The sequence below is a fragment of the Sphingomonas sp. genome, from assembly GCF_045810705.1.
GTDB lineage: Bacteria > Pseudomonadota > Alphaproteobacteria > Sphingomonadales > Sphingomonadaceae > Sphingomicrobium.
Window position 1 is genome coordinate 51,466 of sequence record NZ_JBJMVI010000017.1, and the last position, 15,011, is coordinate 66,476.

Consider the following 15,011-nt stretch of genomic DNA (forward strand, 5'->3'; position numbering starts at 1 on the left):
TTCCGGTGTGTGGGCTAGCGCCGGATGTCGCGCTCGCCGGCCTGAAATGCATCAATGTCGCGCTGCGAGAATAAAGCGGCATCGCCCGGCAACGAATGTTTCAGCACTGCCAAGGCGACGCCGGTGCGAACTGCAACATCGCCATCCCCGCCTCTCAGCAGCGCGTGGAGAACACCCGCGACAAATGCATCGCCGCTGCCGACGCGATCGACAATTCCTTCAATGCGGACCTTACCCGCTTCGGCAAAATGGTGCCGGCTGTCGATGCGCGCGCCAAAATCGTGGACGTCGCTGCTCACGATGTGCCGCTCGGTCGAGGCGATCATCGTCAGTCGCGGGAACTCCTCGAATGCGGCGGAAGCGGCCGCACCCATATCCGGTTCAGGAAAGTCGCGGCCAAGCATGAGGCCGAGATCGCGTTGATTGCCAAACAGGATGTCGACGCTCGTCATGACCTGGCGCAGGTACGCCTTCGGGTCTCCGTCCCAGCGCGCCCACAGCTTGCCCCGCCAGTTGCCGTCGAACGAAACGCGGATTCCCCGTGCCGCAGCAGCCGAGGCCGCGGCGATGGCGGCGTCGGCCGGTTCGCAACCGAGCGCGAGCGTGATCCCGGTGAGGTGCAGATGGCCGACCCCTTCGAGCAGCTCGTCCCAGTTCCACTGCGCCGTGGGCGCAGTGGCGAAAGCTGAGCCTTCGCGGTCGTAGAGCACGTCCGTCGCTCTCGCCCCTGCACCGAGCGTCACGAAATAGAGCCCCATTCTCTGCCCACCGAGCGCGACTGCGGTCGTGTCAATGCCATGGCTGCGCAGGGTGGCCACCGCCCAGCGTCCGAGATCGTTATCCGGCACCTGGCTCACGAAGGCGACCTCATGTCCGAGTCTTGCGAGCGCGGTCGCTACATTGGCTTCGGCGCCCGCGAGCCAAACCGTCAACGCCGGTCTTTGCAGCAACAGCTCGGGCGGCGGCGGAGACAACCGCACAAGCAGTTCGCCAAATGCCAGAAACTTACCGTCGACCATGGTTCAGTTTGCCTCAGCTATGGGTGAGCATTGCTTCGATTGCGCCGCGGGCGCCAAGGGTTTCAAGCTGCCGCAGATGATAGGACACGAGTTTGACGAGCGCAGGGTTGGTCCGCGCTTCAGGCGGGAATATCTGCTCAAGGCCGAGCAAAGCCGCGGCATCACCGGCAACAGGCGAGATCAATTCCGCCAACGGGTCATCGACGGTAAACGCACGTCCGAGATCGTTGACACCCTGTTGCCAGCGCATCCACGCCGCCAGTGCAAGGCCAAGCGCGGTCGCCTCCGCCCCGGTGGCGAGCCGCTCGAGCAACGGCGCCACGATCCGCTGCGGAATTTTCTGCGAACCGTCGATCGCGATCTGCGCGAGGCGATGCTCGAGCGCAGGATTGCCGAACCGCTCGAGCAGGCGGTTGCAATAGTGCGTGAGATCCAACCTCGGCGCGCGCGTCACGGTCGGCGCGGACTCGTCCCACAGCGACCGAAGAAAGGGTTCGCCGAACGGCGCGCGGACAAAATCATCGACAGTCGTGAGCCCGGCGAGGCCGCCGAGATAGGCCATGGCCGAATGCGCGCCGTTCAGAAGCCGGAGCTTCGCTTGCTCCCACGGGCGGACGTCCGCCGTCAGAGTGACGCCAAGTGCGCCGAGGTCCGGCATCGGCCCGGCAAAGCGGTCCTCCACGACCCATTGCGAAAAGGGTTCGGTGCGGACGAGCGCCTGGTCTTCAAACCCACCCTCGACCTGCCACCGCGCGATGTCCGCCCCAGTGGTTGCCGGAACGATGCGGTCGACCATGGTCGAGGGAAATGTGACGGACATCGCGATCCAGTCGGCCAAGCCGGAATTAGCGGTGCCAACGCTCTTCGAGACCGCAGCCCGCAGTCGCTCGCCGTTGTTCGGCAGATTGTCGCATGACATGACAGTCAGTCCAGGAAGATTCCGCTGACGGCGCAGGAACAGGCCGGCAGCGATAAGGCCGGCGGCGCTTTCGCTCCGCGATGCGTGGTAGCCTTTCTCCGTAATCGTCAACGTGACGAGGTGAACTCCCGGATCGGCAATCGCCTCGATCACGCGCGCAGGCTCCTCGGGCGCCACGAGGATGTCGAGCAACGCGCCGACGACCCGGGCCTCGCGTTCGCTGTGGTTCTCGACGATCACCGTGTACAGCTTATCCTGCGGCACAAGCCGATCGCGCATGGCGGCTGACCGCATCGAAACGCCGACGACGCCCCAGCCATGGTCACCCGCGGCGAGCGCGTCGTCGAAGACCAAGGCCTGGTGCGCCCGATGGAATGCGCCGAGGCCGAGATGGACGACGCCGGCACGCACTCGCGTTCGATCGTAGCCGGGCCGGCGCACCCTCGATGGCACCCGATCGAGCGTTGCGGCCGAAAGTCTGGTCACAGCCGATAGGTGCGCTTGGCCAGGCCGTAGGTGAGATCGTGAGCGACCTCGTGCGCCTCGTCCTCGTCGAGCCGATGCTCGGCAACGAGCCGCGCAAGGAAGCCGCAGTCCATTCGGCGGGCGACGTCGTGACGCGCCGGGATCGACAGGAATGCGCGGGTGTCGTCGTTGAACCCAGCCGTGTTGTAGAAGCCGGCCGTTTCCGTGACTCGCTCACGGAACCGGCGCATGCCTTCGGGGCTGTCGTGGAACCACCATGGCGGCCCGATTCGGAGAGCCGGATAATGGCCGGCGAGCGGCGCCAGCTCGCGCGCATAGACATCCTCGTCGAGGGTGAAGAGGATCAGTGTTAGGGCCGGTTCGTTGCCGACGGCGTCGAGCAGCGGTTTCAGTCCTCGCACGAATTCGCCGGCGACCGGGATGTCCGCGCCTTTGTCGCGTCCAAAGCGTGCGAGCACGTGCGGATTGTGATTGCGATAGACCCCGGCATGGAGCTGCATCACCATCCCGTCGTCGAGCGACATGCGCGCCATCTCGGTCAGCATCTGGCCGCGGAAGAGCTCGGCATCGCCCGCTTCGCCGCGGCCGCGCAAAATGCGGCCGTAGAGCGCTTCCGCATCCGTAAGCGCCAAGTCCGCGGTCAGGGCGCTCGGATGGCCGTGGTCGGTCGCCGTCGCACCGTGCGACCTGAAGAATTCACGACGAAGGCGGTGCGCGCGCAGATAGCCCGCGAAGCTTCCGACATCTTCGCCGGTCAGCTCAGCCAGCTGGGACAGGTTTGCGGCGAACCCGGGCGTGTCGGGATCGATGACCGGATCGGGCCGGTAGGTGGTGATGATCCGCCCGCCCCAGCTGCTGGCACGGATCGCCTCATGGTGCTCGAGTGAATCGAGCGGGCTTTCGGTGGTGGCGAGGACCTCGATCCCGAAGCGGTCGAACAAAGCGCGCGGGCGGTAGGCGTCGGTGGCGAGCGCTTGCCCGATGAGGTCGTAGATGGCATCGGCGCTTTGCGTGTCGAGCTGCTCACCGATGCCGAACACCTCGCCCAGGACCCAGTCGAGCCACAGCTTCGAGGGCGTGCCGCGGAACAGGTAATAATGTTCGGCCAACAGGCGCCATGCCGCTCGCGGATCGGCTTCGACCCGCGTGCCGTCTGCGGTTGGAACGCCAAGTGCCTCCAGCGGGATGCCCTGGCTCATCAGCATGCGCAGCAGATAATGGTCGGGGCGAAGAAGCAGCTCGGCCGCGTTCTCGAACGACGCGTTGGTCGCGAACCAGCGCGGATCGGTGTGGCCGTGCGGGCTGACGATCGGAAGCGGCGCGACTTTCTCGTATAGGCGGCGGGCAAACACGCGAGTGCCGGGTTCGGCGGGGAACAGGCGGTCGGGATGAAGCACCAGCGCGCTCATACCAGCTTCCCGGGTTCAACCGGCGTGTAACGCGGAACGATCAGTTGGACGACGGCGAGTGCCACGAAATAGGCGCAGGCGGCGACGACGAAGATCGGGCCGTAGCTGCCGATGGCTTGCAAGATGCTGCCGGCGAACTTTGCCATCAGCATGCCGCCGAGCGCGCCGGCGAGCCCGCCGATACCGACCACCGATCCGACCGCCCGCGCCGGGAACAGATCGCCCGGCATCGCATAGACGTTCGCCGAAAAGCCCTGGTGGCAGGCACAGGCCAGGCCGATCGCGAGCACCGCCCACCATAGGCCAGGCGCATGGGCGGCGAACGCAACCGGGAGCGCGAATAAGGCGCAAATTCCCATCACCGTCTTACGCGAACGGCCGGTTGACCAGCCGCGCACGATCAGGTGCGAGGAGCCCCAGCCGCCGGCGATCGAGCCGACGTCGGCAAGCACATAGACGGCGACAAGCGGCGGCCCGAAGTTGAGCATCTTGACGTGATAGGTGCGGTTGAAAAAGTCGGGAAGCCAGAACAGGAACGTCCACCACACGGGATCGATCAGGAACCGCGCCGCGGCATAGGCCCAGGTTTGGCGCAGGCGCAGGAGCTTGGCCCATGGCACCGGGACATGGCGCTCGGCTGGTTCGGCGCTAATCCATGCACGCTCTTGCGCGCTGACCTTCGGATGCTTGTCGGGACGGCGATAAAAGCTCAGCCAGGCAGCGAGCCAGAGGATGCTCAGCGATCCTGTCGCAAAGAACGCCATGCGCCAGCCGAATGTCACCGCAATGATCGGCACGATCAGCGGAGTGACGATTGCGCCGATATTTGATCCGGCGTTGAACAGGCCGATGGCAAGCGCCCGCTCGCGCCGGGGGAACCATTCCTGGACAGCCGCCAGCGCGGCCGGAAAGGTTCCCGCCTCCCCGATTGCCAACGGGACGCGCGCGAACAGCATGCCTGCGGTGCTGGTGAAGGCCGCGTGGGCGACATGCCCAATGGTCCACAGTGAAACCGCGAGCGCATAGCCGAGGCGCGCGCCCACGCGGTCGACCAGCCGGCCGAACAGCACGTAGGAAATGCCGTAAGCGGCCTGGAACCAGATCGCCAATGAGGCATAGCCCTGCTCACTCCACCCGTAGCGCGCCTGGAGCTCGGGCTTCAAAGTGGGGAGGACCAGACGGTCGACGTAGCTCAGCACGACCGCCGCGAAGAGCAGCGCACAGATGATCCAGCGAATTCGGCCGGGCCGGATCGGGACGTCGTCGGAAGGCACGCCCTTGCCTACCAGTTGAACATCGTGCCGTCCTCGAGCCGGTTCACCGGAAGGTAGGCGCGGCGATACGGATATTTGGCGGCGGCGGCTTCGTCGATGTCGACCCCGATCCCAGGTTCTTCGCCCGGATGCAGGTAGCCGTCGGCAAAGCTGTAGGCGTGCGGGAAGACCGCGTCCGTCTCGGGCGTATGGCGCATATATTCCTGGACCCCGAAATTGGGCACAGACAGATCGAAGTGCAGCGCGGCACCCATGCACACCGGCGACAGATCGGTCGCCCCGTGGCAACCGGTCCGGACATCGTGCAAGGCGGCGAAATCGGCGATCCGGCGCAGGTGCGTGATCCCGCCCGCGTGGACCACGGTGGTACGGATGTAATCGATCAGCTGTTCTTCGATCAGCTGCTTGCAGTCCCAGATCGAATTGAAGACCTCGCCGACGGCGATCGGGGTCGTCGTGTGCTGTCGGATGATCCGGAAGCCTGCCTGGTTTTCCGCCGGCGTCGGATCCTCCAGCCAGAACGGACGATAGGGCTCAAGGTCGCGGCCGAGCCGGCCCGCTTCGATCGGCGACAGGCGGTGGTGGGCGTCGTGAAGCAGGTGGACGTCGTTACCGAGGACCCCGCGCGCGCGCTCGAACAGTTCGGGAACGCTGCGGAGATAGCGCTCGGTCGACCACTGGTTCTCCCTGGGCAGGTCGCCGTCGGCCGGCTCGTAGAAATATTTGTCCTTCGAGACTCCATAGGCCGACGCCAGCCCCGGGACTCCGCTCTGCAAGCGGATCGCGCGATATCCTTGCTGCTGGTAATCGCGCGCGGAGTCGATCGTCGCGTCGATGTCGGCGCCGTTGGCATGACCGTAAACCATCACGCCCTGTCGGCTTGCGCCACCAAGCAACTGATAGAGCGGCAGCCCGGCAATCTTGGCCTTGATATCCCACAACGCCGTGTCGACTGCCGCGATCGCGCTCATCGTGACGGGACCGCGCCTCCAGTAGGCGCCGCGGTAGAGGAACTGCCAAATATCCTCGATGCGGTGCGCGTCGCGTCCGACGAGACAGGGGATCACATGGTCCTGAAGATAGCTCGCCACGGCGAGCTCCCGGCCGTTGAGCGTGGCGTCGCCAAGGCCGTAAATGCCTTGGTCGGTTTCGATCTTCAGCGTGACGAAGTTACGGCCAGGGCAGGTCACGACAACCTTGGCGCCGGTGATGATCGGCATGTGTCCTGTGGCTCCGCTAGGGCGCTCGGAGGGGATTCCGACTGTTAGAACGAATAACTTGCCCTGACACCAGCGTAGCGGCGGAAGTCGCGCGGAAGGATCGCCTGGGTGGCGATCTGGTTATTGTAGGTGCCCCGCGAGTTTATGAGATTGCCGTAATATTGCTGGTCAAAGACGTTGTTGACGAAGACCGCAATCTCATATGGCCTCGATATTCCGCGCACGCCGACCGCGAGATTGAGGATGCCGAAGCCCGGCTGAATCGTCTCGGGGTCCTGGCTGAGCGAGAAATTGATCCTGCTGGTATAGCTGTAGGCAGCCTGGACCAATCCCGTGACCGGCATATCGCCCAGGCGTGGGGTGTACTCACCGCTTGCAGACAGCTTCCATTTTGGCGACTGCGCGGGCCGAGCGCCCGCCAGGTTCTGGAACGCCGGCGTTGCTCCCACTGCGGGGTTGCAGCCTTGAGCAAGAGTCTGTGCCGCATAGCATTGGGCGAAGGGGAACTCGGTAATGATCGCGTCGAGATAGGCAACCGAAGCCGCGACGTTCAAATCGTTGGCGATGCGCGCCGACGACTCCAGCTCGACACCCTTCGAATGGATCCGGCCGACGTTGGCCAGACGATAATTGACCGTGCCATCGGGGAAGGATTCGATCCCTTGGGCCTGGAAATCGCGATAGCGCGCGTCGAACAGCGTGAGGTTGAGCGTCAGCCGCCGATCGAAAAACTGGCTACGGGCGCCGAACTCGATGTTGCGCGATTTCTCCGGCCGCACCGGCCCACCCGATGCGCGCTGCGCATTGAAGCCGGTACTCAGGTCAAATGTCTGTCCCTTGTGACCCGTTGAGTAGGACCCATAAAGCATGAAATCGCGGCTGAATTCATGGCGCAGGGCAATCCGGTAGGTTGCGAAATTCTCCTTGGCATCTCCGCTGAAAAACGCGTTGCCGTTGCGGACGTCTCTAAAGGTGTAGTCCACCTTTTCGTGCTGATAGCGAAGGCCAGCCGTCGCCACCGTTCCGGGCAGGAATTCATAGTCCAATTGCCCGAACGCGGCCGCCTGATTCGACCCGGAAGTCGCGAACCAGTCGGCTTGCGAGAAGACGGGGCCGCGCACGAACCGGCGTGTGTAGCCTATGTCGGCGAAGAACAGACCGAGCGTGTAACGCAGCGGCTGATCGCTGGCCGATACGAGGCGCAGTTCCTCGGTCCACTGTCGCGATCTGAATCGGCCGCCCTGCCGATTGTCCGGCGCGGCGACCGACGTATCGTCCTGATCGAGGAAATCGTCGAGCTTGTAACGGTCATGCGACGTGATCGACATCAGCGTCGGACCGCCAAGATCGGCTGCGAGCTTCAGGGACTGGCCGAACCCATCGTAACGGGTGCCGGCCGGCGCATTGTTCGAGACGTCCTGATTATCCGGCCCGACCGTCACTCCAGGCGCGAATACCGATGGCGGCTGGGCGACATTGCCGCGGAGAAAAGCGGTTGGTCCAAGACCGCGAATGAAGGGGCGGCCGAGCGTCGTGCTGCCCTTGATATAATCGAGGCCGACGGTTGCCGTAATCGCCGATCCCGGGCTCCATACGAGCTTGCCTCTGGCGGAGGTGAACTTGCGTCCATTCACCTTTTCGCCGGTGAACAGGTTGTGGACGTTTCCGTTGAAATCGTCATGGTTGACCGTGACGCGGATGCCGAGATCCTTTGACAGTGGGCCGGAAACGGTTCCGCCAATCGTGTATTCCGAATCCGTCGTGGCCAGCGCATGAGCCTTGACCGTCCAGTCGCGGGTCGGACCAGGCGTGATGATGTTGATGAGCCCGGCAGATGCGGACTTACCGTAGAGTGTACTTTGCGGACCACGCAGGACTTCGATCCGGGCGATATCCGACAGGTCGGCGAAGGCGCGCGCCTGAAACGCAATCGGCACGTCGTCGATCTGAACGGCGACGCTCGGCTCGACCCCGATGGAGAAGGCGAAGGTGCCGATGCCGCGGATCGATAGGGAAGCGTTTACCGGCTGATCCGACGGCCGAACGATCAACGAGGGCGCGACCTTGGTCAGTTCCGAGAATTCGCGAACGCCGTTGGCCTCCAGCTGAGCGCCGGATATGACCTGCACGGCGACGGGGACATCCTGGACGTTCTCGACACGTTTCTGAGCGGTGATCACGATGGTGTAGGGGTCCGTCGGCGTCGGAGCCTGAGCCGAGACTTGCGCCGGCGTCGCGGCCTGCGGCGCATCCTGTGCATAGGTCGCTGCAGGCAGGCTGCTCAAAATGGAGCCGGCCAAAAGCGCAAGCGGAATTCGCTTCGAGATTTTCACGATGTCCCCTCCAACCATTGTTTGACGTGCCGGTCTTGCGCCGGCTTTATCGGGACCGTCTCTACAGACTGGACTGACCAATAGCAACCTGTTTGGCCAAGCCGATCTGGTCTGGCATGACTGTCCACCTTGCCCACACCGGCATGACCGGATAAACGAAGCGAATGGCAAAGCCTGAATCGAGCCGGCTCTACGAACGCGTCGCAAGCGATCTCGCAGCAAAGATCGCGGCGGGCACCTACCCAGTGGGACAACGCCTGCCTTCCGAGCGCGAACTCGCCCAATCCTATTCGGTCTCCCGGCCAACCGTCCGCGAGGCGATCTTCGCGTTGGAGCTGGACGGACAGGTCGAAGTCCGCACCGGCTCCGGCGTCTATGTCATCGCCCGCGCTCCGCGTTCGGGGCACGCTGGTGTCACCGACATCGGCCCGTTTGAATTGCTCGAGGCTCGGCGTGCGATCGAGGGCGAAGCGGCGTTTCTCGCCGCCGCCCAAATCAGCGACACCGAGCTCGCTGAGATCGAACGGCATCTCGCGAACATCATCCGCTCGCCGCACGACATTGCCGCATCGGAAGAGGCGGATCGCCAGCTTCATCTGGCTATTGCCCGAGCAACCGGGAATAGCGCGATGTATGCGTCGGTCGAAATGTTGTGGATGGCGCGTGCGCGTTCTCCGCAATATCGATTGCTGAGCGACAAGGCGCACGAAGCCGGCGTCGGGCCACGCAGCGACGAACATGCACTGATCGTGGAAGCGCTACGTGCGCGTGATCCCGACGCCGCTCGCGAAGCCATGCGATCGCATCTGACGCGCGTCCTCGAATCGCTGCTCGAAGCCACCGAGGTTCATGAGCTCGAACAGGCGCGGGCACGTCTCGATGCGCAGCGCCGCCGATTTGTCACGGGCAGTTGATCGGCTAGACCACGGGGGTAGTGAAGCTATGACTGAACGCGAAAACGGCGGGCTCGAATTGACCCGCCGTGAGGCGATTGGAGTCACCGCGGGCGTAGCGCTCGGGAGCAGCGCGGCGCCGGCCGCGATCGCGGCAACCGAGACGGCAGCGACGGGCCCCCGCTTCACGCCGCTCTATCCGCATGAAAGCGCCACGCGCAGCGTTCGGGACTTGTCCGGACTGTGGGATTTCCGGCTTGATCCGGATGGCCGCGGGGAAACGCTAGGCTGGCCCAACGGCTTCGGCGACGCGCGCCGAATTCCCGTGCCGTGCAGCTGGAACGACCTCTTCGACGACGCGCGCGATTACACCGGAGCCGCCTGGTATCAGACGGAATTTCGTGCCGACACCACGCTTGATCGCCGGCTGTACCTGCGGTTCGGATCTGCGGTCTACCGCGCCAGGGTCTGGCTCAACGGCCATTATCTTGGGGACCATCTCGGTGGCCACCTGCCATTCGCGTTCGACGCGACCGGCGCGGTTCGCAGCGACCGCCCCAACCTTCTGGTGGTCATGGTCGAGAACCATCTCCTGATCGACCGCGTGCCCGCCGTCCCCGACACTTCGGCTTTCCGCCTGTACCAGGAGGACCTGCCGGAAACCTCTTACGATTTCTTTCCTTATTCCGGACTGCACCGCCCGGTGTGGCTTTACGCCGTGCCCCGCGATCACATCGAGGATGTCGCGGTCATCACCAAGGATATCGGCGCCTCGGCGACGGTCGAGATCAGCGTGCGCGTCGCCAACGGCTGGTCCGGTGGCGGCTACGTCAGCCTGGGCGATGGAGCGACCCGCATCGACGCGCGGCTTGTCGTGTCTGGCGGCACCGGAGTTGCCACCTTGCGGGTTCCTGGAGTGCGCGCCTGGAGCCCCGACAATCCCTTCCTTTACACGCTGACGGTCCGCATCGGCGATCATGCTCTGGTTGACGAATACGCGTTTCCGGTCGGGCTGCGCACGATCCGCGTCGAGGGCGAGAGGCTGCTGCTCAACGGCGAGCCGGTGTACCTGCGCGGATTCGGCAAGCATGAGGATTTCATGCTGCACGGCCGCGGACAGGATCTCGCGGTTCTGGTGCGCGATTTCGAGCTTCTGAAATGGATCGGAGCGAACAGTTTCCGGACGTCGCATTATCCCTATTCCGAGGAAGCGATGATGCTTGCCGACCGCTACGGCTTCCTCGTCATCGACGAGACTCCGGGCGTCAGCATCACATTCTCCGATTCTCCAGCGATCCTCGCCGCACGCCAGATCCAGCTCGCCAACGATCTCACCGATCTCGTGTCACGCGACAAGAACCACGCCTGCGTCATCATGTGGTCGGTCGCGAACGAGCCGCTCACAAAGCCATTTCATTCGCTCGATAATGCACCGCCCGATTCAGTCGCAAAGGGCGCCGCGTTCTTCAAATCGATTTTCCGCCACTTGCGCGCGCTTGATTCGACGCGTCCCGTGACGCTGGTCAGTCTGCAGAACGGGCCATTCGAATGGGTCGGCCAGGGCGACGTGATCTGCACCAACTCCTATAATGGCTGGTACGCCGTTTCCGGGCGCCAGCCTGATGCCGCGGCGACCCTGGAACGCGAATTGCGCGGCCTGCATGCGCGTGCAGGCTCCAAGCCGATGATCGTGACCGAGTTCGGTGCCGACGCCATGTCCGGCGTCCATTCCCAGCCGCCGGAGATGTGGAGCGAGGATTATCAGAGCGATCTGATTGCGACCTATCTCGACGCCATCGCCAAATTGCCGTTCGTGGTGGGAGCGCATCCGTGGGCCTTCGCCGACTTCAAAACGTCGCAGAATATCATGCGGGTTGGCTCACTTAACCTCAAAGGCGTTTTCACGCGCGACCGTCGGCCAAAGGAAGCCGCGCGCATGTTGCACAACAGATGGACGCGAGCGCGCTCATCAGTTTAGCAGCCCTTGCGACCAATCCGATCACAGGGAAGGCACGGGTTCGCGGATGACTGCCCCGCTCGGTCAGCTTCCCGTTCCAACGACTCTAGGCGACGATCCTCAGCTTGCCCCGTTTGCCGGGCGCTGCATAGCAGACCACCCCGAGCTCGGCCTGAAGCCGCTGCAGCTCGCGCTCCTTGGCGTCGCGCGCTTCCTCGGCGTAGCGCTTCTCGACCGCCGCTTCCTCTTTTGTCTGCGCGCGGAAGTAGGAGATCGTGATCCGATGGCCGAAAATTTCGTCGCCGCGGAGCCGCAGCTCGGCATTCGAGCCCTTGGGCAAGCCATCGCGGATCGCGGCGAGTTTCTCGATGAGATCGTCGATCGACACATGGTCCTCGACGTCGACATATTCCTTGACGCGTCTACCCATTGCGACCCTCCCCGGCCCCGGGACGTTAAATACATTTGGCGCGATTCGACGCGCAATCTGATTTTGGGATTTATCCCCAACCAAGTTGCGCTTGGGTGAATCCATTGGACAGCGAAAGGTCAGGAAATGGCTGCCGACGAGCATGTGAGGTTGATCGCCGGTCGTCTCCGGCTGGGGCTAAGTCCTTCCATCGGCGGCGCTATCTCCGCCTTCGAGTGGACTGACGGCGAGACCTCGCGGCCAATATTGCGCAAAAGCCACACTCCGCTCGAAAAGGCCCTCGACGCGGCGAGCTTCCCGCTCGTCCCCTACGTCAACCGCATTCGCGACGGGCGCTTCACCTTTCGTGGGCGCGAGGTGCGGATTGCACCCAACATGCCCGGCGATCCGAGCCCGCTGCACGGGCAGGGGTGGCTCAACGCCTGGACCGTCGAGCAGGCAGGCGAGCGCGAAGCTGTGCTGAGCTTCGCTCACGAGCCAGGCGAATGGCCATGGGCTTACGAGGCGCGGCAAGAGTTTGTCCTCGATGAGAACGGGCTTTCGGTAACGCTCAAGTGCCGCAACGCCGGGGCCGATCCGATGCCGTGCGGGCTTGGCCAGCATCCCTATTTCCCGTGCGGCCCGGAGACCCGGCTCGACACGCAGGTGACTGACGCCTGGACGATCGACGACAAGGTGCTGCCGGTCGACAAGGTGCCCGCGCAAGGGCGGTTCGATCTGCGCAATCGGCTGGTCTGCGGGCAGGGCCTCGACCATGGCTTCGGCGGCTGGGGCGGGGAGGCCCGAATGAGCGACCCGGACTGGCCCTACACGCTGCGGCTGGGCTCGGGCGACGCCCACTTCTTCCAGCTATACTCGCCGGCGCAAGGCGCGATCTTCGTCGCCGAGCCGGTAACGCACGCCAATGCCGCGCTCAACGCCCCCGAAGACGAGTGGGCGGGGCTCGGGCTGCGCGTTCTCGGCCCCGGTGAGGAGATGAGGCTGACGATGCGGCTCGACGTCGCCGCGGCGTGACGCGGTCAGGTTGAAGCCGCGCAAACTGCCTTATATAGCCGCGCTTCGTGCCGCACTCGGAGACGTGGGTGAGTGGCTGAAACCAGCGGTTTGCTAAACCGCCGTACGGGGTATTCCCGTACCGAGGGTTCGAATCCCTCCGTCTCCGCCAGCGCTGCCGCCATCGAAAGATCGGCTTCGGTGCCCCGTCAGAGCCGCAGCACTGGCACGGCTTCGCCGGCTGGCATGGCCGCGGAATTCGCCCGCTGCCGCACGAGGACATCCGCATCGGCGAGCGCTTTGTGCGCATGCGAGTCCTGGAAACCGACCAGCGAAACCTCGCCACCTGCGAGGCGCGCGCGGTGGAAGGTTTCGCGAAGGTCGCAAGGGGGCAGCGTCATGGCCAGGCGCGCCGGCTCCCACGGCAGCGCGTCCTCGATTGTTCGACCTTGCGCAACGCCGAGCAACGGGGCCAACAGCAGCCTTGCCGTGACCAGCGCCGACGTCGGATTCCCGGGGAGTCCGAGGACCAACGTCTCGCCTATCCGTCCGAACCATGCCGGCTTGCCCGGCCGGATAGAGATTTTCGAAAAGAGCAGCTCGAGCGCCAGCGGTTCGAACATCGCCTTGGCGAAATCGCGTTCGCCAACCGATGCGCCGCCGATGACCACGATCACGTCCGCGGAGCTGGCGGCGTCGCGCGCGGCGGCTTGCATCTGGGCGAGATCGTCGCGCAGGCGCTCGCGACGGATCACTCGCCCGCCCCATTGTTCGGCGAGGGCGGCGACACCGACCGAGGCACTGTCCGGGACAGCGAGCGCAGACGAGCGCGCCTGGCCAGGTTCGACGAGCTCGTCGCCGCTGCTGAGCAGCGCGATGCGCTGCCGCAGGAAGACTTCGGCCTCGGAGGCGTCGGCGCCGGCCGCGGCGGTAAGTGCGGCCGGATCGAGCAAGCGGCCCGCAGGAAGGACGTCCTCACTGACGCGAAAGTCGCCGCCGCTCACCCGGACCCAAGTCGCAGGTCCCGGCTCCCTGCCGATGATCGCCGTTTCACCCTCGCGCCGGACCTGCTCCTGGATCACGATGCGGTCGGCGCCTGCTGGCAGGGGCGCGCCGGTGAAGATGCGGACGCAGCTGCCGGGCTCGATTGAGCCTGGCCAGCCGAGACCCGGAAGTGATTCTCCCACAACCTTCAGCGAGACCGGAAAAGCTTCGACGTCGGCGCCCCGGACTGCATAACCATCCATCGCCGACACGTCCGCACGGGGAGAATCGATCGCCGCAACGACCGGCGCCGCGAGCACCCTGCCACCCGCTTCGCCGATCGCGATCCGCTCCGTCCCGAGCGGCCGCACGGCCGTGCCGATGATCGCCAAGGCTTCGTCGAAACTGATCATGCGACCGCTGTTTCCCGCGGCCGGCTTAACGTCAACTACGCCGAAGCGCGCCACGGCTGCGGCGGCTCGAACTTCCGGCGCGCCGCAAGACGCGTATTCTTGGGGGCGGAAGGCGGGAGAAGAGCGATGGGCTGGTGCATTGGTCGAACCGAGGCGATGGCGGATCCGCTTGGCGCGCGGCGCAAGGCGCTCGCCAAGCTCAGAGCGCTTGAGGATCTGGAAGATCCCGAAAGCTTGGTCGTGCCGATCCTGATCGACGCGATCCTGATGGCGGAGAGCTATCGCGGCGCGCGGCACGACGTGACTTTCCTCAACGAGCTGACGCGCGGCGTCGACGCGCTGATCCGCGAATTGAACGCCGCTGAAAAAGCCAAGGAGTGGCCGAGCCGATTACCGGAACCTAGGCAGGAACTGGGCGCCGGTTAGCGGCCTTTGCGGTACGGGTAGCGATCGCGAATATTCTCGTGAAAGAAGCGGCCGTGAGATTCGGCGGCGACGAACGCGTTGCGGACGTGTTTTGGGACCGCGAAATAGCTGTACCAGCCGCCGTGGGCGAAGCGCACGAACAGGGTGGATCCTGACGCGTCATAGTCGATTTCGGTGATCGCTTCTGAGTCGACCTGGACCATCTCGTGCTGCAACGCCGTCGGCGCCCCCTTGCTCCCGTTCCCGCGATAGCTA

13 protein-coding genes and 1 tRNA gene are annotated in these 15,011 nt (G+C 64.5%); 5 read left to right on the plus strand and 9 right to left on the minus strand.

Translation table 11 applies throughout. The annotated features are described in order from the left end of the window. Positions 1–14: 14 nt before the first annotated feature. The 6 genes from ACJ8FR_RS08320 to ACJ8FR_RS08345 are packed head-to-tail and all read right to left on the minus strand — an operon-like array spanning position 15 to position 8,660. Positions 15–1,019, minus strand: a complete 1,005-nt coding sequence (locus ACJ8FR_RS08320) for a sugar kinase (RefSeq protein WP_407828162.1) — start codon at positions 1,017–1,019, stop codon at positions 15–17. A gap of 13 nt (positions 1,020–1,032) precedes the next feature. Continuing rightward, positions 1,033–2,424, minus strand: coding sequence for a mannitol dehydrogenase family protein (locus ACJ8FR_RS08325; protein ID WP_407828163.1), 1,392 nt, complete (start codon positions 2,422–2,424; stop codon positions 1,033–1,035). Further along, positions 2,421–3,833: a glucuronate isomerase gene (uxaC, locus tag ACJ8FR_RS08330; protein WP_407828164.1), complete on the minus strand. Its 1,413-nt coding sequence runs from the start codon at positions 3,831–3,833 to the stop codon at positions 2,421–2,423. The genes ACJ8FR_RS08325 and uxaC overlap by 4 nt, the downstream gene beginning before the upstream one ends. Next, positions 3,830–5,107, minus strand: a complete 1,278-nt coding sequence (locus ACJ8FR_RS08335; protein WP_407828165.1) for an MFS transporter — start codon at positions 5,105–5,107, stop codon at positions 3,830–3,832. The genes uxaC and ACJ8FR_RS08335 overlap by 4 nt, the downstream gene beginning before the upstream one ends. Before the next feature lie 8 nt (positions 5,108–5,115). Then, positions 5,116–6,327, minus strand: coding sequence for a D-mannonate dehydratase ManD (gene manD, locus ACJ8FR_RS08340; RefSeq protein ID WP_407828166.1), 1,212 nt, complete (start codon positions 6,325–6,327; stop codon positions 5,116–5,118). Positions 6,328–6,371: 44 nt separating this feature from the next. Beyond that, positions 6,372–8,660: a TonB-dependent receptor gene (locus ACJ8FR_RS08345; RefSeq protein ID WP_407828167.1), complete on the minus strand. Its 2,289-nt coding sequence runs from the start codon at positions 8,658–8,660 to the stop codon at positions 6,372–6,374. Positions 8,661–8,824: 164 nt separating this feature from the next. On the opposite strand from ACJ8FR_RS08345, the gene ACJ8FR_RS08350 reads away from it, so the two are divergent. Beyond that, a complete protein-coding gene (locus tag ACJ8FR_RS08350) occupies positions 8,825–9,574 on the plus strand; it encodes a FadR/GntR family transcriptional regulator (RefSeq protein ID WP_407828168.1) in 750 nt (249 codons plus the stop codon). A 28-nt stretch (positions 9,575–9,602) separates the two neighbouring features. Beyond that, a complete protein-coding gene (locus tag ACJ8FR_RS08355; protein ID WP_407828169.1) occupies positions 9,603–11,531 on the plus strand; it encodes a glycoside hydrolase family 2 TIM barrel-domain containing protein in 1,929 nt (642 codons plus the stop codon). An 85-nt stretch (positions 11,532–11,616) separates the two neighbouring features. On the opposite strand, the gene ACJ8FR_RS08360 is transcribed toward ACJ8FR_RS08355, so the two are convergent. Then, positions 11,617–11,940: a hypothetical protein gene (locus ACJ8FR_RS08360; RefSeq protein ID WP_407828170.1), complete on the minus strand. Its 324-nt coding sequence runs from the start codon at positions 11,938–11,940 to the stop codon at positions 11,617–11,619. A gap of 126 nt (positions 11,941–12,066) precedes the next feature. Here ACJ8FR_RS08360 and ACJ8FR_RS08365 point away from each other — a divergent pair, with 126 nt between their 5' ends. Continuing rightward, the gene (locus ACJ8FR_RS08365; RefSeq protein WP_407828171.1) at positions 12,067–12,954 is read left to right on the plus strand and encodes an aldose 1-epimerase; all 888 of its coding nucleotides are present in this window, start codon (positions 12,067–12,069) and stop codon (positions 12,952–12,954) included. A gap of 58 nt (positions 12,955–13,012) precedes the next feature. Then, positions 13,013–13,105: transfer RNA gene (locus ACJ8FR_RS08370), tRNA-Ser, on the plus strand. A gap of 37 nt (positions 13,106–13,142) precedes the next feature. Here the strand turns inward: ACJ8FR_RS08370 and ACJ8FR_RS08375 are convergent. Continuing rightward, on the minus strand, positions 13,143–14,330 hold the full coding sequence (locus ACJ8FR_RS08375) for a molybdopterin molybdotransferase MoeA (RefSeq protein ID WP_407828172.1): 1,188 nt from the start codon (positions 14,328–14,330) through the stop codon (positions 13,143–13,145). A gap of 99 nt (positions 14,331–14,429) precedes the next feature. On the opposite strand from ACJ8FR_RS08375, the gene ACJ8FR_RS08380 reads away from it, so the two are divergent. Continuing rightward, positions 14,430–14,756 (plus strand): hypothetical protein, encoded by a 327-nt coding sequence (locus ACJ8FR_RS08380; protein WP_407828173.1) that lies wholly within the window; start codon positions 14,430–14,432, stop codon positions 14,754–14,756. On the opposite strand, the gene ACJ8FR_RS08385 is transcribed toward ACJ8FR_RS08380, so the two are convergent. Next, complete coding sequence (locus ACJ8FR_RS08385) at positions 14,753–14,971, minus strand: KTSC domain-containing protein (protein ID WP_407828174.1); 219 nt, start codon at positions 14,969–14,971, stop codon at positions 14,753–14,755. The genes ACJ8FR_RS08380 and ACJ8FR_RS08385 overlap by 4 nt on opposite strands. Between the last annotated feature and the right edge of the window lie 40 nt (positions 14,972–15,011).

Bases quoted from the DNA above. Each gene is read 5' to 3' on its own strand.
- ACJ8FR_RS08365 (WP_407828171.1), top strand. From the start codon at position 12,067: ATGGCTGCCGACGAGCATGTGAGGTTGATCGCCGGTCGTCTCCGGCTG.
- ACJ8FR_RS08375 (WP_407828172.1), bottom strand. From the start codon at position 14,330: ATGATCAGTTTCGACGAAGCCTTGGCGATCATCGGCACGGCCGTGCGG.
- ACJ8FR_RS08350 (WP_407828168.1), top strand. From the start codon at position 8,825: ATGGCAAAGCCTGAATCGAGCCGGCTCTACGAACGCGTCGCAAGCGAT.
- ACJ8FR_RS08320 (WP_407828162.1), bottom strand. From the start codon at position 1,019: ATGGTCGACGGTAAGTTTCTGGCATTTGGCGAACTGCTTGTGCGGTTG.
- uxaC (WP_407828164.1), bottom strand. From the start codon at position 3,833: ATGAGCGCGCTGGTGCTTCATCCCGACCGCCTGTTCCCCGCCGAACCC.
- ACJ8FR_RS08360 (WP_407828170.1), bottom strand. From the start codon at position 11,940: ATGGGTAGACGCGTCAAGGAATATGTCGACGTCGAGGACCATGTGTCG.
- ACJ8FR_RS08355 (WP_407828169.1), top strand. From the start codon at position 9,603: ATGACTGAACGCGAAAACGGCGGGCTCGAATTGACCCGCCGTGAGGCG.
- manD (WP_407828166.1), bottom strand. From the start codon at position 6,327: ATGCCGATCATCACCGGCGCCAAGGTTGTCGTGACCTGCCCTGGCCGT.